Origin of the sequence: Novosphingobium sp. Leaf2, assembly GCF_001421325.1 — a bacterium.
In the GTDB taxonomy this organism is placed as follows: domain Bacteria; phylum Pseudomonadota; class Alphaproteobacteria; order Sphingomonadales; family Sphingomonadaceae; genus Novosphingobium.
The window spans coordinates 60,703-84,538 of sequence record NZ_LMJY01000004.1; the positions used below are offsets into that span (position 1 = coordinate 60,703).

General features: G+C 63.1%; 21 protein-coding genes. 8 read left to right on the forward strand and 13 right to left on the reverse strand.

The genetic code is table 11. The annotated features are described in order from the left end of the window. Positions 1–3 precede the first annotated feature (3 nt). From ASE49_RS04475 to ASE49_RS04515, 9 genes are read right to left on the reverse strand one after another with little or no spacing between them, the layout of a single operon-like run. Entirely contained in the window at positions 4–2,352 is a 2,349-nt protein-coding gene (locus ASE49_RS04475) for a membrane-bound PQQ-dependent dehydrogenase, glucose/quinate/shikimate family (RefSeq protein ID WP_056768925.1), read from the reverse strand. Positions 2,353–2,410: 58 nt separating this feature from the next. After that, the gene (locus ASE49_RS04480; protein WP_056768962.1) at positions 2,411–2,653 is read right to left on the reverse strand and encodes a biotin/lipoyl-containing protein; all 243 of its coding nucleotides are present in this window, start codon (positions 2,651–2,653) and stop codon (positions 2,411–2,413) included. Between the two features lie 10 nt (positions 2,654–2,663). Further along, complete coding sequence (locus tag ASE49_RS04485; protein ID WP_056768963.1) at positions 2,664–3,650, reverse strand: alpha-ketoacid dehydrogenase subunit beta; 987 nt, start codon at positions 3,648–3,650, stop codon at positions 2,664–2,666. A gap of 13 nt (positions 3,651–3,663) precedes the next feature. Next, entirely contained in the window at positions 3,664–4,668 is a 1,005-nt protein-coding gene (locus ASE49_RS04490; RefSeq protein ID WP_056768926.1) for a thiamine pyrophosphate-dependent dehydrogenase E1 component subunit alpha, read from the reverse strand. Between the two features lie 10 nt (positions 4,669–4,678). Continuing rightward, on the reverse strand, positions 4,679–5,980 hold the full coding sequence (locus ASE49_RS04495) for a M24 family metallopeptidase (protein WP_056768927.1): 1,302 nt from the start codon (positions 5,978–5,980) through the stop codon (positions 4,679–4,681). Next, positions 5,977–6,447 (reverse strand): cupin domain-containing protein, encoded by a 471-nt coding sequence (locus ASE49_RS04500; RefSeq protein ID WP_056768928.1) that lies wholly within the window; start codon positions 6,445–6,447, stop codon positions 5,977–5,979. Before ASE49_RS04500 ends, ASE49_RS04495 begins: the two co-directional genes overlap by 4 nt. Before the next feature lie 25 nt (positions 6,448–6,472). Next, positions 6,473–7,234, reverse strand: coding sequence for an SDR family NAD(P)-dependent oxidoreductase (locus ASE49_RS04505; RefSeq protein WP_056768929.1), 762 nt, complete (start codon positions 7,232–7,234; stop codon positions 6,473–6,475). After that, positions 7,231–8,010: an SDR family NAD(P)-dependent oxidoreductase gene (locus ASE49_RS04510; RefSeq protein ID WP_056768930.1), complete on the reverse strand. Its 780-nt coding sequence runs from the start codon at positions 8,008–8,010 to the stop codon at positions 7,231–7,233. The genes ASE49_RS04505 and ASE49_RS04510 overlap by 4 nt, the downstream gene beginning before the upstream one ends. Further along, complete coding sequence (locus ASE49_RS04515) at positions 8,007–8,324, reverse strand: putative quinol monooxygenase (protein WP_056768931.1); 318 nt, start codon at positions 8,322–8,324, stop codon at positions 8,007–8,009. The genes ASE49_RS04510 and ASE49_RS04515 overlap by 4 nt, the downstream gene beginning before the upstream one ends. Positions 8,325–8,344: 20 nt before the next feature. Here ASE49_RS04515 and ASE49_RS04520 point away from each other — a divergent pair, with 20 nt between their 5' ends. Beyond that, a complete protein-coding gene (locus ASE49_RS04520; protein WP_056768932.1) occupies positions 8,345–9,832 on the forward strand; it encodes a tetratricopeptide repeat protein in 1,488 nt (495 codons plus the stop codon). A gap of 90 nt (positions 9,833–9,922) precedes the next feature. On the opposite strand, the gene ASE49_RS04525 is transcribed toward ASE49_RS04520, so the two are convergent. Continuing rightward, positions 9,923–12,253 carry a TonB-dependent receptor gene (locus ASE49_RS04525; RefSeq protein ID WP_056768964.1) on the reverse strand — a complete coding sequence of 777 codons (2,331 nt, stop codon included), beginning with the start codon at positions 12,251–12,253 and terminating at the stop codon, positions 9,923–9,925. A gap of 275 nt (positions 12,254–12,528) precedes the next feature. Here ASE49_RS04525 and ASE49_RS04530 point away from each other — a divergent pair, with 275 nt between their 5' ends. Further along, on the forward strand, positions 12,529–13,236 hold the full coding sequence (locus ASE49_RS04530; protein WP_200921963.1) for a TetR/AcrR family transcriptional regulator: 708 nt from the start codon (positions 12,529–12,531) through the stop codon (positions 13,234–13,236). Next, positions 13,233–13,691 carry a nuclear transport factor 2 family protein gene (locus ASE49_RS04535; RefSeq protein ID WP_056768934.1) on the forward strand — a complete coding sequence of 153 codons (459 nt, stop codon included), beginning with the start codon at positions 13,233–13,235 and terminating at the stop codon, positions 13,689–13,691. Before ASE49_RS04530 ends, ASE49_RS04535 begins: the two co-directional genes overlap by 4 nt. 34 nt (positions 13,692–13,725) lie before the next feature. Here ASE49_RS04535 and ASE49_RS04540 read toward each other — a convergent pair whose 3' ends face one another. Both ASE49_RS04540 and ASE49_RS04545 read right to left on the reverse strand, forming a co-directional pair. Continuing rightward, the gene (locus ASE49_RS04540; protein ID WP_235522838.1) at positions 13,726–15,870 is read right to left on the reverse strand and encodes a PQQ-dependent dehydrogenase, methanol/ethanol family; all 2,145 of its coding nucleotides are present in this window, start codon (positions 15,868–15,870) and stop codon (positions 13,726–13,728) included. An 11-nt stretch (positions 15,871–15,881) separates the two neighbouring features. After that, positions 15,882–18,359: a TonB-dependent receptor gene (locus tag ASE49_RS04545; RefSeq protein ID WP_056768935.1), complete on the reverse strand. Its 2,478-nt coding sequence runs from the start codon at positions 18,357–18,359 to the stop codon at positions 15,882–15,884. Positions 18,360–18,667: 308 nt separating this feature from the next. Here ASE49_RS04545 and ASE49_RS04550 point away from each other — a divergent pair, with 308 nt between their 5' ends. From ASE49_RS04550 to ASE49_RS04560, 3 genes are read left to right on the forward strand one after another with little or no spacing between them, the layout of a single operon-like run. Continuing rightward, positions 18,668–18,970 carry a putative quinol monooxygenase gene (locus tag ASE49_RS04550; protein ID WP_056768936.1) on the forward strand — a complete coding sequence of 101 codons (303 nt, stop codon included), beginning with the start codon at positions 18,668–18,670 and terminating at the stop codon, positions 18,968–18,970. A 5-nt stretch (positions 18,971–18,975) separates the two neighbouring features. Beyond that, entirely contained in the window at positions 18,976–19,272 is a 297-nt protein-coding gene (locus ASE49_RS04555; RefSeq protein WP_056768937.1) for a putative quinol monooxygenase, read from the forward strand. Positions 19,273–19,328: 56 nt separating this feature from the next. Beyond that, the gene (locus ASE49_RS04560; protein WP_056768938.1) at positions 19,329–20,276 is read left to right on the forward strand and encodes a Rossmann-like and DUF2520 domain-containing protein; all 948 of its coding nucleotides are present in this window, start codon (positions 19,329–19,331) and stop codon (positions 20,274–20,276) included. On the opposite strand, the gene ASE49_RS04565 is transcribed toward ASE49_RS04560, so the two are convergent. Further along, positions 20,242–20,943, reverse strand: coding sequence for an SDR family NAD(P)-dependent oxidoreductase (locus ASE49_RS04565; RefSeq protein WP_327195746.1), 702 nt, complete (start codon positions 20,941–20,943; stop codon positions 20,242–20,244). The two genes, ASE49_RS04560 and ASE49_RS04565, sit on opposite strands and share 35 nt — an antisense overlap. Positions 20,944–20,967: 24 nt before the next feature. On the opposite strand from ASE49_RS04565, the gene ASE49_RS18855 reads away from it, so the two are divergent. Then, the gene (locus tag ASE49_RS18855; protein WP_327195745.1) at positions 20,968–21,144 is read left to right on the forward strand and encodes a hypothetical protein; all 177 of its coding nucleotides are present in this window, start codon (positions 20,968–20,970) and stop codon (positions 21,142–21,144) included. Positions 21,145–21,253: 109 nt separating this feature from the next. Further along, entirely contained in the window at positions 21,254–23,764 is a 2,511-nt protein-coding gene (locus tag ASE49_RS04570; protein ID WP_200921964.1) for a TonB-dependent receptor, read from the forward strand. Positions 23,765–23,836: the final 72 nt, after the last annotated feature.

Sequence of the window (23,836 nt, forward strand, 5' to 3'; positions counted from 1 at the left end):
CCCTCAGGGTTTGCCCAGCGCGAACGCAACGACGGAGTCTCCGGGGGTCGTGCCCATGTAGGCATGGCCTCCGGCGGCGATGACCACGTATTGCCGGCCCGTTCGGCGTGAGACGTACGTGATGGGCGTGGCCTGTCCGCCCGCAGGCAGGCGGCCCTTCCACAGCTCCCTGCCTGTGGCAGTATCGAACGCACGCAGATAATTGTCGAGCGCGGCGCCGATGAAGGTAACGCCGCCAGCGGTGTTCACAGAGCCGCCCAGATTGAAGGCCCCCGGCACGGCCACGCCCAGCGGCGCGCTATCCGCCGTGGTGCCGAAGGTGCGGCTCCACGCGATCTTGCCGGTGCGCAAATCCACGGCTGCCAGCTTGCCCCACGGCGGCGCCTCGCACGGGATACCCAGCGGGGACAGCATGGGCAGCAGGCTGACCCCGTAATTGGTGCCATACTGCGGGAGGTAGCCCGGCGCATGGGAGTCCTTGGCCATGACCGGGTGGTTGACGTCACCGCCGTGGCGGAACAGGCGCACCTCCTGCGGGATGGCGGCGGAGTTGACGATCATCAGCTGCCGCTGCGGATCGATGCTGACGCTGCCCCAGTTGAGGATGCCGAACGTGCCGGGCCACTGGATCATCCCACGTTCGGACGGGGGCGTGAACAGTCCCTTGTAGTCCATCGAACGAAAGCGGATGCGGCACCACATCTGGTCGATCGGGGTGGCGCCCCACATGCCCTGCTCCGTCAACGGTGGCGGGATAAAGGAGGCAAAGCCTTTCACGAAAGGCTGCGTGGGCGAATAGCGCTCGCCCGGCAAATTGCCCTTGGGAACCGGGCGTTCCTCAACGCCGGTCAGCGGGCGGCCGGTAGCGCGATCGAGGATGAAGATCGCGCCTCGCTTCGTCGGCGCGGCCAGCGCGGGCACTTTGCGGCCACCGACCGTATAATCGAACAGCACCGGCTGGGCAGGCATGTCATAGTCCCAGATATCGTGGTGCGTGGTCTGGAACGCCCAGCGCACCCGGCCCGTCTTCACGTCCAGCGCGACAATCGAACTGGCATATCGCTCCAGCATCGGCGAGCGATGGGTGCCGACATGATCGGGCGTGGCATTGCCGGTGGGAAGGTAGACCAGTCCCAGCGCGGGATCGGCGCTGAACACGCTCCACGCGTTGACCGACCCGCGCGTCCAGCTTTCGCCAAGGCCAGGCATCGGCGCATCGTCGGGCCGTCCGCTGTCCCATGCCCATATCAGCCGACCGGTTTTCACGTCATAAGCGCGCACGACACCGGACGGATCATCCTTCGTGAAATTGTCCCGCACATAAGACCCCAGCACAGCGATATTACCCACGATCACCGGCGGCGACGTGGTGTAGGAGCGCAAGGGATCGACCGCCCCCAGCCCCACGTCGAGATTGACCGCGCCGTTCCGGCCAAAGTCGGGGCACTGCGCGCCCGTCGCCGCGTCGCTGGCAAGCATCCGCCCATCGACGGTCATGCTGATGATCCGCCTGGCGCACAGCCCGGTCGCTGCGGGATCGGCGTGATAGGATACGCCGCGGCAATTGAGCATCTGGGCATTGCCGATGTTGGTATGCGGATCACGCAGCCACAGCTGCCTGCCACTGTCCGCATCCAGCGCGAACACTTTGCCGGTGGGCGAGCAGAAATACACCCGGTCATCCACCATCAGCGGGGTAGCCATGAACGATATGGATTTGATTTCGGGGCGCTTTGCTTTCGTATCGCCGGTTTCGAACGACCACGCCTGCTTGAGCTCAACGGCGTTGGCGGGGGTGATCTGCGCTGCCGAAGAGTGGCGGGTTCCGGCCAGATTGGCGCCGTAGTCGGTCCATTGCGCGGCGGCGGGATCGGCGGGGCCAGCGGAGGAGATGCTGGCAGTTGTGGCCGGGGCGATGTCGAACGTCGGCACCATCAGGAAGGTGACGCCAAGCGCCGCCACGCCCAAGGCTACCGCGCCGCCCAGTCCCCAGCGCGAGGCGCTATCGGACGAAAGAACGAGCTTTCGCCTGATTGGCGCCAGCCACAGCACGGCGCCGATGACCGTGGGGCCTGCCAATCGCGGCAGAAGCTGCCAGAACTGCGCACCGACTTCCCAGAATGACCACACCACGGTCCCTACCAGCATGGCCGCGTAGACCAACAGGCTCCGGCGGTCGCCGCGCGACAGCAGGATACCCGATGCGATACAGGCCAGTCCGGCAAGCAGATAATAGGCTGATCCGCCAAGACCGATCAGCATGATCCCGCCGCCTGCCAGAACCAGTCCGATGGCCGCCAACACCGCCGCCGCCGACCAGCGCCACCACCGGCCCTCTTTCGCGCCCTTCATCCCAAAACCCTTTTACCGGACTCACGTGTTCTTGCGAATTTCCAGCGAAGCGATCGCGTTACCCGGTTTCGATGATCGCGATGGCTTCGCGCACATCGACGGTGTCGCCGGGTTGGGCGATGATGCGCAGCAACGTGCCTGAAACCGGCGCGGGAACTTCGACCGTGGTCTTGGCGGCTTCCACCTCGACCATGTTCTCGCCCTCTTCCACCCGATCTCCGGCTTCCTTCAGCCAGCGAACGATTTCCCCGTCCTGCATGCCCATGCCGTATTGCGGCAGGACCATCGTGAATTCGGCCATGCGATCCTCCTCAGGCAGGCTGGGCCACGCCCACCAGGCGGCGGGCAGCGGCAACGATCCGCTCCACAGTGGGGTAAAGCGGCTTTTCGATGTGCGGGCTGAAAGGCAGATGCGTGTCCGGGGTGGTGACGCGCAACACCGGTGCGCGCAGGGCCTCAAACGCATCCTCCACGATGGTCGCCGCAATTTCGCTGGCCGCGCTGCAGGTCTTGTGCGCGGGATCGACGCAGATCGCACGGCCGGTCTTGCGCACCGAGCGCAGGATGAGATCGCGGTCCAGCGGCACCAAGGTGCGCGGATCGATGACTTCCAGAGAAATGCCCTCGCCCTGCAACTGCTTTGCCGCCTTCAGCGCGACATTCACCCCGCCGGCGATGGCGATGACGGTGATGTCAGTGCCTTCGCGCTTGATATCGCCCTTGCCGATGGGGATCATGAAATCGGGATCGTCAGGCACTTCGGCCTTGTTGATCCAGCAGGTGCCATCCTCGAAACTGAGCACCGGATCGTCATCGCGCACGGCGGCCTTGAGCAGCCCTTTCATGTCCGCAGCATCGGACGGGCAGATGATCTTGAGGCCCGGCATGTTCATGAACATGGAGTATGGCCGGTCCGAATGCTGCGCAGCATTAGAGTTGCCATAGAACATGCAGGAGCGGATCACCAACGGCAGCCGCGCCTGCCCGCCGTAGATGTAGCGGGACTTGGCTATGATCGAGCAGATCTGGTCCATCGCCGGGTAGAGGAACGAGGACAGCGTTGCGTCCACGATCGGGCGCATCCCCACCATGGCCGCACCGCCAGCCGCACCGATAAAGCCGTTCTCGGAAATCGGCGTGTCGCGGATGCGTTCTTCGCCGAACCGCTCGACAAACCCGGTGGTGGTGCCGAACACGTTGCAGCGGATGTCCTCACCCATCATGAACACGCGCGGATCGCGTTCGAGTTCTTCTGCCTGCGCCTGCTGGATCGCTTCCAGGAATGTAATTCTTGGCATGTTTCGGTCCTTTTCAGACGTGCGCCGCAACGTCGGCGGGGATCGGCAGGCGATCGACGAAGACGTGGTCGAAGGCTTCCTCGAACGCAGGGTATGCGCTGTCGCGGGCGAAGGTCAGGCAATCCGCTACCTCGTCGGCGATGGCGCTGTCTATGGCGTCGAGGTCTTCGCTATCCACACCGTCGGCCAGCAACCGCGCGCGGTACAAATCGATAGGATCGCGTGCGACCCAGTCATCGTGCTCCGGCCCGCGCGGGGTGAGATCGCGGCCCATGTTCACGGCGTGGTCGCGGTAGCGGTAGGTTTTGGTCTCGATCAGCGTCGGCCCCTTGCCGGCCCGCGCCCGGTCCACGGCCTCGCGCACAACCTCCTCCACCGCATCCACGTCCTGCCCGTCAACAATGACGCCGGGGATGCCATAACCATGCGCCCGGTCCGCTACATGCTCTCCCGCCACGGCCGCGCTGGTGGGGGTGGACATGCCGAAGCGATTGTTTTCGCACACGAAGATCGCCGGCAGCTTCCACACTGCAGCCAGGTTCATCCCTTCATGAATGGCCCCTTCGCTCGATGCACCATCGCCGAAAAAGCACAGCGCTACCCGGTCCAGACCCTGCAGCTTGGCGCCAAGCGCCGCACCGGCGGCCACCGGGCCGCCCGACCCCACGATGCTGGTTTCGCCCAGACTTCCCATCGAAAAGTCGGACAAGTGCATGGACCCGCCCTTCCCCTTGCACACGCCCGTTACCTTGCCGAGAAGCTCGGCCATCAAGGGGCGTAGGGTCGATCCCTTTGCAATCGGGTGGCCGTGGCTGCGATGGGTTCCGACCATGTAGTCGTCATCGCGCAGCGCCATGCACGCGCCGACGCCGGACGCCTCCATGCCCGCGTAAGTATGCAGCGCGCCGGGAATTTCTCCAGCAGCGTGCATGCTTTCCGCCTTCGTTTCGAACTGGCGGATGCGTTGCATGCGCCGGTACTTTTCCAGCCTGCGATCGTTGTCGCCGATGGGGCTCATTGCTCTCTCCTCATGAATGCACAGGGTCCGCGTCGGCCCCGGCGGTCTCGAACAGTTTGAGCGGGGCCGCGTACATCGGTTCGGGAGCGCCTGCGGTGATCGCGTAGACGTTCTCCATGTGGCACGGACCCAGCTTTGCGCCGAAGTACAGGCTGTCCAGCGAGATCAGCATGTCCTCTTCCAGAACGAAGCCCTCCTTCACGCCAGACAGGCCTGCGGCCGGAAACGGCAGTGGAATTTCGAGCGGCATCAGGCCGATACCGTGGGCGACGACCAGCAGCTTTTCCGGCGTTGCGATGCCGTGCGCTTTGAGGTGTTCGTACCCGATCGCCGGGAGGCTGGCGGTGGACACGCCGGGGCGCAGCTGGTCCACCATCTTGACGAACGCATCGCGCAGCACGTCATGCTGGCGGCGGTATTCCGGGGTGGCGGTGCCGACCACGGCGGTGCGGTTAATGTCCACCCAGAAGCCATCGTGGATGCCCTGCGTTTCCAGGATCACGATATCGCCGTTGCGCAATGTGCGGTTGCCGCGCGTACGGAACAGGTCGGGAATGAATTCATCCGCTTCGTAAGCGCCGCCGAACAGCATGGCGCCTTCGTCCACCGGGATCACGGCGTTACGCACCATGAAATCGCAGATGCGCGCCTGCACGTCATTCCAGTCCGCCCCTTCGTGCAGCAGCGATCCGGCATGGGCGATGATCCGGTCGGCCAGCGTGCCCACTTTGCGATAACGGGCAAGCTCCTCGGCGGTCTTGACCACGCGCACGCGCATCATGAAATCAAGCACGTCGGCATAGTGATGCGCAACCGTGCCGGAGATGCGGGCCGACACGCGATGCTCGTCAAAGCCGATGGTCTTGCCCGCCAGGCCATAATCGGCGAGCGCCGAGGCGATCGCGGCGGCAACGTCCGGCTGACAGGTGCCGGCAATCGCACCCATCATCGCGCCGGCATCTTGGGCCAGCTGGCCGCCATGACGATCGGGGTCGATGTAGCGGCTCACTTCGCAGAAGTTGAGCATGTCGAACGTGCGCACTTCCCCGAAGGTGCAGGCATCGCCGTCCTTGTTGAGGACGGCGACCAGCCCGATGTTCGCCTCCGGGATAACCAGCGTCAGCGGTTTGGCCGGATCGGCATAGACGATAGCCGCCGCCATCGGCTCCATCTGCCCCCAGCGTTCGAGCACCGAATGATAGCCGGTGGCATAGCGCACGTCATGCGGATGGCTGAGCACCACGGCATCCAGCCCCTGCGACCCCATCATGGAACGCAGGCGATCCGCGCGCGGGTTCGATGGCGCCGTCATGCCGCCTCTTCCAGACCTTCTCTGGCGACGTTGGAGACCACCTCGCCGCGCGCCACGTCGCGAAGGTATTCGTGGTTCAGGATGAAGCGGACTTCTCCGGCGTCGTCCGTAAAGGCGACGGCACCGTGGCCCATGAACAGATACTCGGTCACCTCGTCGCATCGCGCCTCGGTGTGGCGCGAACCGATGGGTTCGTAACCGTACGTGCCGGCGGGCGCGGAACCCACGTCGTAAATCAGCTCACCCTTGGTGACGAAATACTGGCCATGACCCAGATGCCAGTGCGGCGCGAATGTGGCGCCCGGTTCCATGTGCACCCATAGCACCCAGTCTCCGGTTTCCTCGCTGTATCGCAGCAGACGAATCGTGGTGCCGGTGCCCAGCGGCACTTCGCGGCAATCGTTGATGTTGACGATCAGGTCGCCCACTTTTCCGGCGTCATGCTGCAGGTTCGGTTGCGGTGTCATGGTTCAGTCCTCTCAGGTCATGGAGTTACATCGTGGCGGTCAGGCCTTCGTCGGCGGGGATGACGGCGCCGTGGACCGCGCTTGATCGCGGATCGAGCAGGAAGCACACCAGTTCGGCGATCTGCATGGGCTCCATGAAGAACTTGCGCCGCGGACTGGGATGGCCGTCCATCAAGACGGCGATCGCCTGCTCGCCTTCGGGCGTGCGCAGATTGGCGGTCAGCGGGGTCGCCACGGCGCCGGGGCACACGCAGTTGATGCGGATACCCTTGGGACCAAGCTCCGCCGCCAGCGTGCGTGACAGCATGGCGACGGCGGCTTTCGATGCGCTGTACGCGCTGTCCCCGGCCCGCCCCGCCGTGCCGCTGACCGATCCGATGAATACGATCGCGCCGCCCCCCGCTTCGATCATCGCGGGCAGCACCGCGTGGGTGACGTAGAAGCTGCCTTTCAGGTTGACGTCGATGTGGCGGTCGAACAGTGAAAGCGGGCTGTCAGGCACGGGATTGGGCGCCCAGATCGCCGCGTTGTTCACCAGCAGCGTCACCGGCCCAAGGGCGGTTTCGATGCCGCGCACGGTGGCCGCCACGCCTTGCGCATCCGCGATATCGACGTGCGCTGCGTGGTCCAGCGCGCCGCTGGCAACCGCCTGATCGAGATCGGCCTGGGATGCATCGGAAAGCACGGCCACTTTCGCCCCCGCCTCCCGCAACTGCCTCGCCACGGCCGCACCAATACCGCTGGTGCCGCCGGTAACCAGCGCGACCTGGCCTGCCAGATGTGTCATTGCGCGGTGAACCCCCCGTCGACGAGCAGTTCGGACCCATGCATGTAGCCTGCCTCGTCGGAGGCCAGGAACCGCACCGTCTTGGCGACATCGATCGGATCGGCCATCCGCCCGATCGGATGCGCAGGCGCCAGTCCCGCTGCCGCTTCCTCGACGCTGTTGGCAAACCCGTTATCGACGATGCGCTGGAGGATGTGATCGACCATGCCGGTCTTCACGCCGCTGGGATGGACCGAATTGACGCGCACTTTGTAGCCGAGCGCCGAAAACTCCATCGCGCAGGCTTTGACGAACAGCGTGACCGCGCCCTTGGACGTGCAGTAGCCGACATGCAGCGGCGAGCCGATTTTGCCCGCAACCGAGGATATGACGACCACCGAGGCGCCATGCGGCAGCGTCTCACCCGAACGGCGCAGCAGTTGGGCTGACACCTTGGTGCCCAGGAACACCCCGTCCACGTTGACGGCCATCTGCTTGCGCCATTGTTCGAGCGTGGTGTTCTCCATCTTCTCGACCACGACGATGCCGGCCACGTGAACCAGCACATCGAGCCGACCATGCTTTTGCTCCACTGCGCCGATCGCCGACTGCCAGGAGGCTTCGTCGGTGACGTCGAGCTGCAGATATTCAGAGCCGCTCCACGATCCGGCATCGGCGGGAAGATCCGCGCCGATCACGGTGGCGCCCGCTTCCGTCAGCGTGCGCGTGATTTCGCTGCCGATCCCGCCGGTGCAGCCGGTTACCAAGGCAATGCGGCCTTCGAGCGAGGAAATCATGCGCTGGCTCCTATGTCGGCGTCTTCACCCAGCAGGTTGAAAACGTGGATGTCCGGACCGCTATCGAGGCAGGAATACCCCTCCGCGGACATGGCGACGTGATAAGGCTGCCGCGCGTGCGCATCCCTGGCCTCGGCACTCGCGAAAATTTCGGTGAAGGCAAAGGCGTTGGGATCGTCCTGCGATTGCATGACCTGAAACAGCAGCGTCTCGGGCTCGTTGGCGCGAACGTCCTTTTGCAGCTGGGTCGTCAACGCGATAAAACGCTGCGTCTTGTCCGGCTTCGTGCGGACATGCATGATGACACCAATCATAATGGAGAGGACCTTTCGTGATGTGGGGGGAAAAGCTGGCCGAAGCGGCGGTGGCCGCCCAGGGGCCGGATCCGGAAAAGGCGCGCCCCCTGGTGCAACGGTTGTTGGCAGACAGGCCGGGAGATGCAGATGCGCTGACGGTGTCCGGCATTATCGCCCAGCGCACGGGCCGTCTGGATGAAGCCGTGACAGCATTCCGGCAGGCCTGTGCGGCCGATCCTGGCAATGCCGGTCGCCACCAGAACCTGGGCGTGGCCTTGAAGAATGCCGGTGCTTTCGAAGATGCCCTGAAAGCCTTCGCCACCGCGCTGGATCTGCGGCCCGGACACCCGGCAACCTTGGCCAACCTTGGCGCGTGCCTGATCGCCGCGGACCGTCACGAAGAGGCGCTGGCGACATTGACTGCGGCGGGCGACAATGCCGACGCGCTCACCAACACCGGTGTCGCACTGGCACGGCTCGGTCGCCACGGCGAGGCGGTTGCGGCGTACCACCGATCGCTGGCGATGAGCCCCGGTCATCCCGACACCGCGCTGAACCTGGTCGACGCCTTGTCCGCCACCGGGCAGTTCGAAGCCGCAGACCGGCTCGTGGGCCAAGTGCTGCGCGCCCAGCCGCGCAATCCGCGCGCCGCGAACCAGCTTGGACTGATCCGCGAAAAGCAGGGCGACTTTGCGGGCGCCGCCGCGGCGATCAGGCCTGCGTTCGATCCCGCTGCACCCAATCACGCGCTGGGCGTAAATCTCGCCCGCATTCTCATCCGCGCAGGCGCGGCGCGCGATGCCGTCGCGATCTGCGACCGCCTCATCGCCACCCAGCCCAGCGTGACGACGCCGCTTGCGATCAAGCTGGCCGCGCTGGAAAAACTGGGCATGGCTGCCGAGCGTGACCGGCTGATGGCGATAGATCGGTTCGTTACCGCCCACGACATCGCAGCGCCACCCGGCTTCGCTGATCTGGCGCACTTCAACGTGGCGCTCGTCCACGAACTGCGCACCCACCCGTCCCTGACGTTCGAGCCTGAGGGCCTTGTCACCCGGCAAGGACGCCAGAGCGATGACCTTGCAACGGCGGACAGTCCGGCCATCGCCGCACTGGGCCGGATCGTGCGCGATACATTGGCCAGTGAGCACGCCCGCCTGTCCGCGCAAGCAGCCGACCATCCGTTCCTGCGCGCTATTCCCGATACCTGGAGCATGACGATGTGGGGCACGATCCTGCAGCCGGGCGGCCAAGTGGGCGCACACATCCACGCGCCTAACTGGCTTTCCGGCGTCTATTACCCCGCGTTCGAAGGCGATGACGGCGCTTTCGCGATCGGCATGCTGCCAGCCGAACTGGGCGGCGGCGGCCAACCTGTAGTCCGCCAGCCAAGAGCGGGTCGGATGATCCTGTTCCCGTCCTATCTGTGGCACGCCACCCTGCCCTTCGCTGGCACGGCGGACCGGATCAGTTTCGCATTCGACCTGATGCCTGCCGGCATCGGTAGACCACACCGGCTGCGCTAAGGGCTGCAGATCACCCATCGGCGATCCACACCCACGATTGAGGCGGCGGGGCTTCTCGATTGCCCGAAAGAAGACCACCGCCGCCATCGCTCAGAACTTCACCGAGCCTTCGATGCCGAAGCTTCTGGGCGGCGCGTAGTTGGTGAAGTTGAACAGCCCCGCCACGGAGTTCGCGGAAACCCGGTACACCTCGTTCAGCAGGTTGCGGCCATAGACCGAGACGCGATAGCGCTCGTTCGCATCGGTCCAGCCAATGCTCGCGCCTACCAGCGTGCGCTCCTGGCCTTGCGTAAAGGGCGCGTTCAACGTCACGGATTCGTATTCTGCCTGATAATTGATATCGGCATTCACCGAGACCACGCCCCAGTCCATCGGCGGGAATTCGTAGTGGGCATTCGCGCTTGCCGTCCACTCCGGCGTATTGCGCAGCTTCAGGTATGACGCATCGTCGTTCACGCCATCGCCATTCACGTCGGTGATGAATTCGTCGTACTTGGCTTTCTGCCAGCCAACCGCCGCGCCCAGCGTAAGTCCCGTGGTGGGTGCAGACGAGATTTCCAGTTCGATCCCCTTCACGTGCGCCTTGCCGGCGTTCGTCGTGCGGGTTTCCTGTCCCGGCAACCCCGTGATCGGATCCACGAACGGTACCACTGCATCACGTTGAAGGTCGTTGTACTTGACGTAGAACGCCGCCAGGTTGACGCGCAACTTGCGGTCGGCAGTCTCCGTCTTGAAACCCAGCTCGAAACTGTCCGCCGTTTCTTCGCGGAAAGGCAGAGCCGATGTGGCGGACATTGCCTGTTCGTTGTAGCCGCCCGACTTATAGCCCTGGCTATACGTAAAGTAGTTGTTGATACCCGAGGCGATTTCCCACCGGTACCCCGCGCGGATCGTGGGTTTGCTGAACTTCGCGCTGTCGCTGTAGCGCGGCCAGTACCCGGTCTCGATCAGCGAGCGGCGCACCTGCGGCTGCACGGAGAAGTCCTTGGTTTCCTTGGTGTAGCGCGCGCCGAGGAAGACGGAGAACGGATCGGCCACCTTGTATTCGGCCTCTCCGAACACGGCGTAGCTATCGACCTTGTAGTTGGCGGTGGACTGGTTGGGATCGGTGAGCGCTGTGGGGTCACCCAGGAAGCGCAGGAAGCCCAGGAAACTGGTGGCGTTGGCATCCAGCTTCTGGCCCCAGTACATACCGCCGACCGTGAACTTCAGAACATCCGAGAAGTCGGAGCTGAAACGCGCCTCAAGGCTGTACTGTTTGCGCGTATCCTCGCGCGTCGAGACGAACAGATAGGCATTTTCGCCTGTGTAGTCCGACGGCAACTGCGAGCGTACACGCCGCCAGCCGCCGACGACCGTGACCGTACCAATATCGTCGATCGTATGTTCGCCGCGCAGGTATACGCCATCGACGTTTATGCGATGCCCGCTCAGCGTACCCACACAAGTGGGCGCGGTTGCCGAGCCCTTGCACAAGGTCGTGCCGGTATCGAACGGACTTTGCCCGGTGGTTTGGATGCCAGGGAAGCCCACCACGTCAAACAGGAACCCGCGCGGGGTTTCGTTCACTGATGGCGGGGACTCGCCCCGATCGCGCAGCAATTCGTACGTGAGCATGATGTTGGTGTCATCAGTCGGCTCCCACAGCAACTTGGCCCGCCCGCTAAAATACTTTGAGCCGCCCCAGCGCTGGCCGCGACCGGGCACGCCCTGAATGCCATCGACAGCATTGTTCTTGGTCAGACGATAGTAGCCGTCGCTCTGCTGAAACGATCCTGCCGCGCGGAAGAACAGGTTGTCCGACAGCGGAATATTGATCGCGGCTTTCACGTCCTTGGTGTTGAAGCTGGAGTAGCCGAGGCGCACTTCGCCGCCGAATTCACGCTCCGGCCTTTTCGTTATGACGTTGACCACGCCGCCCACGGTGTTCTTGCCGAACAACGTGCCTTGCGGGCCACGCAAGACTTCGATCCGTTCCACGTCGAACAGATCGAAAAGCTGCGTTTGAACGTGCGCAAGCACGAAGTCATCGACCACCACACCTACTGCAGGCTCGAACGTCAGGATGATGTCGCCAGTAGATTGCCCACGAATACCGATAGAAGCCGCGTTGAATCCCGGAACGTTCGTGATCACCACGTTCGGAACATCGCCGGCCAGCGCGCGAATGTCCGTCGCGAACTTGTTTTCAATGGCGGCGGACGTGAATGCCGAAACGGCTACGGGCGTTTCCTGCAGCGATTCAGATACCCGGCGCGCGGTGACGACGATATCTTCCAGCCCGCCCTGCGGCTTTGCCTGCTGCGGCGCCGGGCTATCGGCGGGCGGCGCCGCCTGCGCAAGTGCGGTGGTGCTTGCACTTGCCAACAGCCCCGTGGCGAGTGTCTTGAAGACGCAGCTCAAGTGTCCTTTGCCGATCATGTTCTTCCCCTCCGATACGATTGCCTTCATTTGCTTCCGGGCAATTCGAATCACGCACCGACGTTTTCGTCGTGCTGCTACAAATGAGTACACATGTTCATTTTTGTGAAGCCATAAAAAACATTCATGTATGATTTATTATGCCGCATCGCAGCGGATCGCCTTTCAGAAGGACTACTTCGGTGACCAGTTCAGCGATTGAATCTCTAGAGAAGCTGGGATCGCCGCACGAAAACCGGCTAGTTGCTGCGATGCAAGACGCGCGCGAAGAAAAAATGCCGGCGATTCGCCGCAAGTACACCAGCCCCGCAATGACGGAGCGGCGCGAGCGGATCGTAGCTACCGCCCACCGCATTCTTGGCGAAGGCGGCGTGGCGGCGCTGACGATTCGCAGGCTGTCCGAGGATGCCGGCGTCGCGCAGCGCACGCTCTATCGCCTGTTCGGTGACAAGGACGGCGTGATCAGCGCCACGGTGATCGACCGGATGGTGGAAGTGCGCGAAAATATCGCGCGGCGCGCCGCCAAATACACGCTGCAGGTCGTGTTCGCCGAACTGGACTGGATGGTCAGCGAACTTGAACGCGATAGCCTTTATGCCGGCGTGGTGATCGATTTCGTGTTTTCCCGCGAGCCGCGCGACCTGGAAGTGCGCGAGCTTACCTCGGTGGCCCGCGCGCGGTTTTCAGGCTGGCTGGAACTGGAGAAGGCGCAAGGTCACGTCCGTGTCGATCTTGACCTGACGACGATAACCGATAGCCACGTCATGCATGAATTCCTGGTCTATCGCCGATGGTCGCTGGGACGGTGTGCGGGTGACCAGTGCCGGGCCGAACTGCACGCCTGTTTCCTGCAGACTGCCGCATTGGTGCTGACGGGGGATGTCCGGGAGGCTCATGTGCGCAAGCTGGCCGTAATCCAACAGGCGCTGGCCGGGCTGCGGCAAGACCCGCCGACAGCGCAACCTGAGGAGGGGATGCGATGACCGTTGAAGACCTGTTTGCGCGCGAAGCGATCCGCCAGCTTCGGATCGACTATTCCACGGCATTCGATACGATGGACGAAGCCTTGGTGCGGCGGATCTGCACCGATGATATCATCTGCCACTATCCGACGGAATACGGCGGCCTCTATCACGGCGTCGACACGGTGTTGGTGCTGTTTCGCGAGACCTGGAAGCACATGCGCGCGCCGCGCGAAACGCTGCATCTCATCGCCAATCATTCCATCGCACTGACCGGCCCGGACAGCGCGCGTGGCGATTGCCTGCTGGTAGACCTGGTGACGCGCCAGCACGAAGGCTCGGCGATCGCGACGCAGGGCGGGCATGCGAACCCGCTGCTACTGCTGGGCCATTACGAGGACCAGTACGTGCGCCAGGATGGCACGTGGAAATTCGCGCGGATCGACTTGTCCTTGCTGTGGCCCACCCGTTCGTGAAGGCGTGCCCGGGCATCACGCCGGGGCATCGTGCTTATTCTCCGGACTTGTGGGCCGATCCCACGGCGGTTTCCTTGCGTCCGCTGCGCAGCACTTCGGCGCGGGTGCGGATGTAATGGCGTAGCGCCTCCAACTGATCGGGTGTGAACTCGCCGAATTGCGGCATCCCTGCAGAAACCAGCGCGCCGTTGTGGACGACCTCGGCAAACGCCTCCGCGCTGGCCGCGATGGGGGATGTGCGCAAGTCCGGGGCCGTGCCGCCGGCAATGACGGCATTGCCATGGCAGACCGCGCACCGTCCGCCGAAAATCCCCTCTCCGCGTGCCGCTTTCGCAGCGTCGGGTTTGAAATCGGGGTCATCGAAGGCCACCGCCTTGTAAGGCTCACGCGGGGGCAATTGCTGCTTTCCGCCAAGCGCGAACGTCAGTACCCGGCGGGCTTGGGTGCGATAATCGATACCGTATTGGGCAAACATCGGCCCGAACAGCCCCACGCTGGTGCCGATGCCGGCGATGACGGTCACGTACTGCCTGCCGTTGACGCGATAGGTGATCGGCGGGGCCACGACGCCCGCGCGCGCGTCGAAATTCCAGAGGCGTTTGCCGTCCTCAGCGTTATAGGCGGAAAAGCCGCCATCGGGCCGGCCCTGAAATACCAGATTGCCCCCGGTAGCCATGATGCCGCCATTGCCGTGGGTCGGCATCGGCAGCTTCCAGCGCGCTTTCTGGGCGATCGGATCCCAGGCGATAAGCCAACCCGTAACGCTCTTGCCGCCTGCGTCGATGGCATAGCCGACGCCAGGGGAAAGCCCCATGCCCTCGGCGAACTTGAAGTTTTCGCGCGTGATCCCCGTATCGTCGAAATGCGCCTGCAAATCGATCGCGGGAATGTACGTAAGGCGTGTCTTGGGGCTGTAGGCCATCGGCATCCAGCTGTGCGCGCCAAGCGGCGTGGGCCGGAATGTCGTGCTGCCGCTTTCGTAGCGAATACCAGGGTTCTCGACCGGCCTGCCGGTGGCCAGATCGATCTTCTTCGCCCACGTCACGTCCACGAACGGTTCGGCGGAGATCAGCTTGCCGTTGGTGCGATCAATGACGTAATAGAACCCGTTCTTGGGCGCGGTCATCACCACTTGCCGGGGTTTGCCATCAATCGTCAGGTCGGCAAGTTGCATGTCCATCGCGGCATTGAAGTCCCAGCTTTCCCCGGGATTGATCTGATAATGCCACTTGTACTTGCCGGTCTTGGCATCGAGCGCCACGATCGAGCAGACGAACAGGTTATCGCCCTTGCCCATAGACCGGATCTTGTGATTCCACGGCGCGCCGTTTCCGGTGCCGATCAGTATCTGGTCATTGGCCCTGTCATACGTGATTGAATTCCAGACCGTTGCACCGCCACCATACTTCCACCAGTCCCCGCTCCAGGTCTTGGCGGCCATGGCCTGCGTTTCGTCCTCGAAGCCCTTGGCCGGATTGCCGGGGACGGTGTAAAACTTCCACAACTGCCTGCCGGTGTTCGCATCGAACGCGGTGACGAAACCGCGTACGGCGCTTTCGTCCGCCCCGGCATTGCCGATGATCACCTTCCCGTCGAATACCCGTGGCGGCCCGGAAATGAACAACGGCGCGCCGTCCTCCAGCGTCTGGACGGTCCACACCGGCTTGCCGGTCTTCTCATCCAGCGCAATCAGGCGGCCATCCTGTGTCGCGGTAATGACCTTGTGGTTCCAGTATGCGATCCCCCGGCTGCCCCAACCCTGCCGCAAGCGGATGCCCGATGCCTCAGGCGCCTTGGGATCATACTCCCATTTGACTTTGCCGGTGGCCACATCGATGGCGCGCACCACGGAATACCCACTGGCCAGATACACCGTACCGCCCACTTCGATGGGGCCGGTCGCGGGGTTGCCGGGCGGCAGATCCACCGCCCAGACAAGCCCGAGATCCTTCACATTGCCGGCGTTTATCTGCTCCAACGGGCTGTAGTGCTGCTCGCCATACGTGCGACCGAAGGCGGGCCAGTCATCGCCATTGCTGGCATCGTCCAACTGGCGCGCCCAGCCCTCCTGGTCTTTGGAGCCAACGACCCCTTGCGAATCGGCCGTGCCGCACGCGGCAAGCGATCCGATCAGTACGATAGGCAGACAGCCGCGCAGCACTTTCCCGTAGCGCATCATTCAACCACTTCTTACAGCTTGTTGCCGAACGATACGCCAAGCTCGACGCCGAAGTAGCGCGGCGCCCCGTATTGCGAATTCAGCCACAGCCCCGCCACGTTCTGGATGCCGACGCGATAGCGTTTGTCGGTCAGGTTCCGACCGATAGCCCGGACGTAATACTTGTCGTCCGCCTGGGCGAGCGTAATCGATCCGTTGACGAGCGTGCGCGCGTTCAGGAACGTATTGCCCAGGGGATCGTCGATAGCCTGCGTGTTGAGGTTGCGACCAGTGTAGGCGACGTTGCCGTTCAGCGTCAGCTTGTGATCGCTGCCAAGCGGGATCGAATAGGCAGCATCCACCGTCCACTGCCATTTCGGCGCACGATCCAGCGGTGCGGAAGCCAGATCGTATCCAGCATTGGCTGCGGTGTAGGAGTTATACTTGCCGTCCTGATACCCGAGCACGCCGCGCAGCGTCAGCCCGTCTACGGGAGTGGCCGAAAGCTCCGCTTCGATACCCTTCACCGTCGCGCTGGCGGCGTTGACGAAGAGCGTGACCTGATTCGGCTGTCCGTTGACCACAATGGGCACGTTCAGCTGCTTTTGCAGATCCTTGTACTTCACGTAGAAGCCGGTGACGTTGAAGCGCACGCGATTGTCGAGGAACTGCGACTTCAGGCCCACTTCAAAGCTGTCCGCCTTTTCCGGATCGGTGGGACGGGCCGCGGCGCGGAACGCATCAAGGTCTGCACCGAAGGCTGCGAAGCCGCCGATCTGGTCGTTGAAGCCACCGCCCTTGTAGCCGCGCGAATAGCCACCGAACAGGAACAGGTCATCGGTTGCCTGGAAGCTCAGGTTGGCGCGATACGTCGGCTGGCGCCACTTGCCCTTCACCGTGACAACGCCGGCAGGATAATTGTAGACGCTTGCATCAAGCGGCTCATTGATCGTGATCGTCGGATCGAAACCGCCGTTCAGCGCGGGAATGAAGGTCTGCTGGCGGCCCCTCCACGTTTTGTCATCCCAGGTGTAGCGTCCGCCGGCGGTCAGCGTCAGCTTTTCGCCCAGCTTCAACGTTCCTTCCAGGAACACGGCCCGCGACTTGGCCTTCTGGGCGTTACACAGCAGGTATGGCGTGTCGTTCCAGTTGCCGAACGGCAGTGGCCCCGAAGTCAGATCCAGGAAGCCCAGGACCTGCGACACGCAAAAGTCGATCTTGTCACGCTGGTAGAAGCCGCCGCCAACGAAGTTGAACGGCCCCTTGAAGTCGGAAGCAAAGCGCAATTCCTGCTGCCAGGTCTTGCGATTGTCATCGCGCGTGGCATCGAAGAACGACAGGTACTGGCCATCGCTGGCAATGGCGGTCGCGCCAGCATAGGAATTCGGGATGCGCGACTTCTGGCTGCGATAACCGGTAACTGAGGTGATCGTGCCAATGCCGGTATCATAGTCAAGATTGGCGTAAAGCCCATCCACCGAAATACGCTGACCTTTGCCCATGTTGAGCAAGGCATCGTTGCGCCCGGTATAGCCGGCGCGATCAAGTGGATCGGTGTTCTGGGCGTTAGGGTTGGTCAGCCCCAATTGATCGGTCAGGAACGGCGTCGTGCCCTTGTAGAGGTAGTTTTCATTGACGGACGGCACCGAGTCCGACCGGTCACGAATCCATTCATATTGGAACAGGGCCGTGAAGTTGGGCGACGGCTCGACGAGCAGCTTGGCGCGGGCTTGCCATACGTCCTTGCCGCCCAGAGTTTCCCCGCCCAGGCACCCTTGCGCACCCTGGAACTTGTTCGGCGCAAAGCCGGTAACCGGTCCGTAACAGGCGCCGTTCTTGTAATAACCGTCCGATTTTTCGTATCCGCCGACCAGCCGGAACGCGGCGATATCGCCGATCGGGATGTTCATGGCGGCTTGCATCTTGCGTTGGCCAAAGTCGCCGAACTCCACCCGGCCGTCGACGCCCACGTAATCAAGCTGCGGGCGCTTGGTGCGAACCGTAACGACGCCGCCGGTTGTGTTCTTGCCGAACAGCGTGCCTTGCGGGCCGCGCAGCACTTCAACCTGGGCAATGTCGAACGTGTCGAGCAGCTGGGTCTGAACCGACGGGACGACGAAATCGTCTACCAGAACGGCCACAGGCGGCTCGAAATACACGATGATCGACGTCTGGCCGACGCCGCGCATGGCAAAGCTGGCCGCGTTGAAGTTGGCGATCGTCGCTGCCGAGAAGTTCGGCACAAAGGCCGCGATGTCGCCCAGATCGCGCGGTGCTGCTTGCGCGATCAGCGCGCTGTCCACGGCGGACACCGAGACCGGCGTCGATTGCAGATCGGTAGCGCGGCGGGTGGCCGTGACGACGATTTCGCCCAAGCCCCCGGCAGGCGCGCTGGCTTGCGGTGCGGTCGCGTCGGTCCCCGTGTTATCCTGTGCAAAGGCTGGCGCGCTTGCCAGTGCTGCGACCAGCGCGAAAGCGCAAGACGAGCAATATAGCTGCCTGGTGAACATGCCTCTCTCTCCTAATGCCCCCGCCATTCCTTGCGAGTTGCGCATAGGATTATCATGCCGCCGCACTTTTGCAATCATTCATGTATGTTTTTTTAGTGTCTAATTTCGGGGCGTCCGCCCGGATGATCCCGGTCCTTCCGAACCGTCAGCCCGGATGTTTGAAAATCTCGTTTAACATGCATTCATGATTGTTTTTATGGTACCGGGCCTTATGCTCCTTCATATCCGGGCGCCTGACGGTGATCGCCTTGGAGAGGACGTTCGTGACGGCAAAAAGCCGCGCTCTATCTGAAAGGAGTTATCGGCTCATGGCCTTTAGTTTTCTATCCCGCTTCAGCATCCGCGAAGACCGGCAGGACGATTTCATCGCCCTGGCGCGCGAAATGGAGCACTTGTCAAAACAGGAACCGGGCACGCTGGCGTACCAGTTCTTCAGGCTTGCCGAACCGGGCAAGTTCGCCGTCTATGAAAGCTTCGTCGATGAAGCGGCCGACCAGCAGCACATGGACTACGATCATAACAAGCCGCTGATCGAAAAGATCGTAGGCTGCATGGAGGGGACATACGAACGCGAATTGCTGTTCGACCTTGCCCCGCATGGAAAGGATTGAGCACGATGGCAGGCAAGAGCTTCATCGCCCAGTTGCGCACGCGGCCTGAAAAACGTGAAGAACTGATCGCGCTGCAGGCCGAACTCAAGCACCTGGTTTTCGAACACGAACCGGACGCCCTGGTGTACGAGCTTTTCCAGTCCGAAACCGATCCTGACCTATTCCAGATCGTCGCCACGTTTCGAGACGAGGCCGCCTTCGAAAAACATATGCATATCGATTTCCACGATCGACTGGTGCCGCCGATCCTGGAATGCGCGGCCGAGGACATGACGCTGGATTTCTATCGCTCGCTGCCGTGAACACCCACCTGATGGGTCGTTGATCCACGCGCGCTTGCCTGACACACTGGCCGGGCATGTCCAAATCTCCCGCACCATCGCTGGCCCAGCCGCAGACCGTCCGTCAAATCGGTATCATCGGCACGGGCCGGGTGGCGCAGACCTTGGGGCTTGGGTTGAACCGCTATGCCGATACGCTGCCGCTAATGTGGGGTCGGAACGCTGACAAGTTGACGGCGGCATGCCAACGGGTCCCCTGCACGCCGGTGGCAGATCTGGAGGAACTGGCGCGCCACTGTGACGTTATCGCCATCGCCGTTTCCGACGATGCGGTCGAAGCGATCGTCGGAGATCTGGCCAACGCCATGAACTCCCACGGGCAACCGCTGATATTTCACACCAGCGGCAGCAAGGGCGTTGCGGTGCTCGCCCCCGTCGCCGGCGCCGGCGCGCGCACCGCCGCAATCCACCCGATGATGACCTTCACCGGCCATCCGACGCGCGAAGTGCTGCAGATGGCCGGCGCGACCTTTGCGATAACGTGCGAAGATGACCAAGTCCGCGATACCGCATACGACGTCGTAACGGCGCTTGGCGGACGCGTTGTCGATATCGCCGAAGAACAGCGCGCCTTGTATCACGCCGCGTTGTGCCATGCCGCCAACCATCTCGTCACCCTGGTGTCGGGCGCGGCGCAGGCGCTGGTGGCGGCGGGGCTCGCCGATCCCGGTGCCGCCATGGCTCCCTTGGTCCGCGCCGCACTGGACAACGCCCTGGATCGCGGGATGGACGCCTTGTCAGGCCCGCTATTGCGCGGCGATGCCCAAACCATCGCTGGCCATTTGCGCGCGATCAAGGACGGATGCCCGCACGTTTTGGACGCCTATCGCGCGATGGCCTGTGCAACGCTGGATGCGCTTGACGCCCGAACCGACCCCCTGCCCCGCGCCAATATTCGCGCGGTTCTGGACGCGGTGGATCCCGCCACTGTCAGCCCGGAATCCGCTCACCATCCCAGGCGATGACATGCCCGGAATCCGCCCGCGTCAAACCGTCCATAACCGCGACCAGATGCGCGGCGCTCTGCGCCGGTGATTGCAGCTTTGCAAGCGGCACGTTCTTCTGGAACGGGCGCGACAGCGTAGTGTCCACCGTACCGGGGTGAAGGCCGACCGCGATCGCTTGAGGCCGCGTTCGCTGCAGTTCGATCCCCAGGTTCGCGATGATCATGTTGAGCGCTGCCTTGGACGCGCGATAGCTGTGCCAGCCACCAAGCCGGTTGTCGGTAATCGACCCCACCCGCGCTGACAGAGCCGCGAACACGCTGCGTTCGTCACGCGGCATCAGCGCGACAGAATGCTTGGCAATCAGCGCCGGTCCTATCGTGTTGATCCTGAACAGGTCCAGCATCGCCTCTTGCGACAACGCGGCGAAGCTTTTTTCGGGTTTATGCCTGTCGGTTTGCAATACGCCGGTCGCCACGATGGACAGATGCACTGGCCCATCCTCGCCAATGCGCCCAGTGGCAGCGCCGATCGAAGCTTCGTCCAGCAAGTCGAAGGCAAACGGACGGACGATTCCACCACCCGTCGCTCGGCCCGCGCGGCTGCCTGCATGGACTACATCATAGTGCCCGGTTTTGACGAGGGCTGCCACAAGGGCATCGCCGACGCCGCCAGTTGCCCCCCACACTATCGCGCGCTTTCCAGCCAATGCGTGCTCCTCGCGCAGTTCCTGCAAGGCAAAACCCCCTGCCTGGCCACCGGTGCCAAGCTGCGGCAAAATTGCACCGCTTTTGCGGGATTGCAACGCGACGGCGATTTTTCCGCCGCTGCCAAATGGCAAAAACAGACTGTCGCACAAACACTTGGCGCCAACATGATGCGAAAATGAAGGCGCGACTACGCCGGTGTCTTCAAACCTCAATATAACTGTCGTGATCCCGCCATATTAGCCGCTGCGAGGCAGATGCAACCTGCCGAAAAAAGGGTGGAATTTCATCATGATGATCAAGATTGGCCGGGCGACGCTGCTCGCCGGCTCGATGCTCGCGAGCATGGGCGCTGCGACCCAGGCCTACGCTGACGCACCGGCAGCGGATGCGCCCGCGGCGGACGCCGCGGCTCCCGCCGACGAACAGGGCCTTGGCGATATCGTCGTCACCGCGACCAAGCGCGAAACCAATCTTCAGGATACGCCGATCGCAATAGCGGTTCTGAGCACCGCCGCGCTCAAGGACCGCCACGTCCAGAGCCTGTACGATCTGGCCGACGGCAGCGTCCCGTCGCTGCGCATCGCCACGTTCGAGGCGCGGCAAAGCGCGCTGACCATCGGCATCCGCGGCATCGTGCCGCTCGACGCCAACCAGCCCGCCCGCGAGCAGGGCGTGGGGATCTATGTCGACGGCGTATACCTTGGCCGCCAGCACGGCCTTAACGCTGCGCTGTTCGACGTGGAGCGCGTCGAAGTGTTGAAGGGTCCGCAAGGCACCCTGTTCGGCCGTAACACCGAAGGCGGCGCGCTCAGCATCGTGAGCAAGGCGCCTACCGGCGAATGGGGCGGACGGGTTGACGGCGGCGTTGGCAATTACGGCGCCTACAACGGCGGCATCCACCTGAACCTGCCCAAGATCGCCGGCTTCTCGATCAAGCTGGACGGCATCATCCAGCATCAGGACGCCACCACCAAGAACCCGCTGCCGGATCAGGCCGGATGGAACCAATACCATCGCAAGGGCTTCCGCGCCGCCGTGCGCTGGCAGCCGACCAGCAACATCACCGACGATTTCTCGTACGATGTCGCCCGTGATGCGAACACACCGTTCTACAGCCAGCTGCTCAACTACAACCCCAACGGCTGCGTTGCCGGCACCCAGGCCGCCAGCGCCGCCTGCACCCTGCCCGGCACCAAGTACACCAGCCTTTCCGGCACCGTGAAGCCGCTGCTGCCGGGCGTCGTCGTCAATGGCGACACCCGCATGAAGGTGGCCGACATCGGCGTGCCGCAGCAGCCCAGCGTCGACAAGACCCACGGCTTCACCAACTCGCTCAAGTGGACCGTCTCGCCCGAGATCGAACTGCGCTCGATCACCGCATGGCGCGGTGTGGACGCGACCCAGTGGGACAACAGCGGCGGCGCGCACCGCGTGCCGGTCGTCAACCTGACTGCGGCCTGCACCCAGGCCAAACCCTGCGGCTTCAGCCGTTACAGCCTAGCCGATCTGCGCCAGCGCCAGTTCAGCCAGGAATTCCAGGCCGTCGGCACCGTGGGCAAGATCGACTATGTCGCCGGCCTCTATTACTTCAACGAACACGTAAGCGACGATGCGGCAACGCCAAACTCCAACGGCGTGTACCTCAACAGCGCCGGGCAAGCGGTCTACACCATCCTTGACGCCTGCACCGGTTCCAGCGGCTTCGGCTCTACGGTTGGCTGCCGCTCGATCGATCGCGCTTCGGAAGTGTGGTCTAAGAGCTACGCCGCCTATGGTCAGCTGACCTACAACGCGACCGAGCAGCTTCACCTGACTGTCGGCGGACGTTACACCCACGACGAAAAGAAGGGCGTCCTGCACTATTCGCGCAACGTCAATTATGACGTGAATACCGCTGCCGCCGCCGCTGCCGGCTACACGCCGCTCGACAAGAAGTGGAACCGCTTCAACCCGATGGCGACGCTGGCGTACGACGTGACGGACGACCTGCATGTCTATGCCAAATACGCCACCGGCTACCGGGCGGGCGGTGCCAGTTCGCGCACCCAGAATTATCAGGCCTTCGACCCCGAGGACGTGAAGTCCTACGAAGTAGGTTTGAAGAGCGATTTCTGGGACCATCGCGCCCGCTTCAATCTTGCGGGCTACATCATGGACCGCAAGAACAGCCAGGTCGACATCAGTTCGATCCAGCCCTTCAACGGCTCCAGCTACAATAACCTGGTGACGATCAATGCGGCGGGGATCACCAAGATCCGCGGTGTCGAGGCGGACCTGACCTTGAACCCCGTGGAAGGCCTGACGCTGAACGCCTCCTACGCTTACACGTACACCAAGATCCCGCTGGTGCCGATCACGTACACTGCCGGCGGCGTGTCCACCACGGTCGACCAGCAGTTCTACATCGTGTTCACCCCGCGCAACGCGGCCAGCGGCTCCATCGACTACGCAGTCCCGGTCGGCGGCGGCGACACCACGCTCAAGCTGCACTTCGACGGCAACTACGCGCAGGCCACGCAGACCTTCGACCAGTACGGCACCAAGGCCGATGCCTCGCTGATCTTCAACGGGCGCATCTCGCTGGCGGACATCGGCGTTGGGAACCGCAAGCTGACACTGGGCGTGTGGGGACGCAACCTGTTCAACGAACAGTACGTGTTCCGCCGCGATCCCTCCAACAGCCTGCCCGGCGCGCCGACCACCAGCGTGACCACCGGCAGCATCAACAACGTGCTGGGTGACTACGGCAACTTCAACGCGCCGCGCACCTTCGGCCTGGACGCCTCCATCGCGTTCTAAGCGTTTGGAAACACGACACTGCGTGAATACCAGATCGGCGTGGTGCCTCGTGCGCCGCGCCGATCTTGCGTT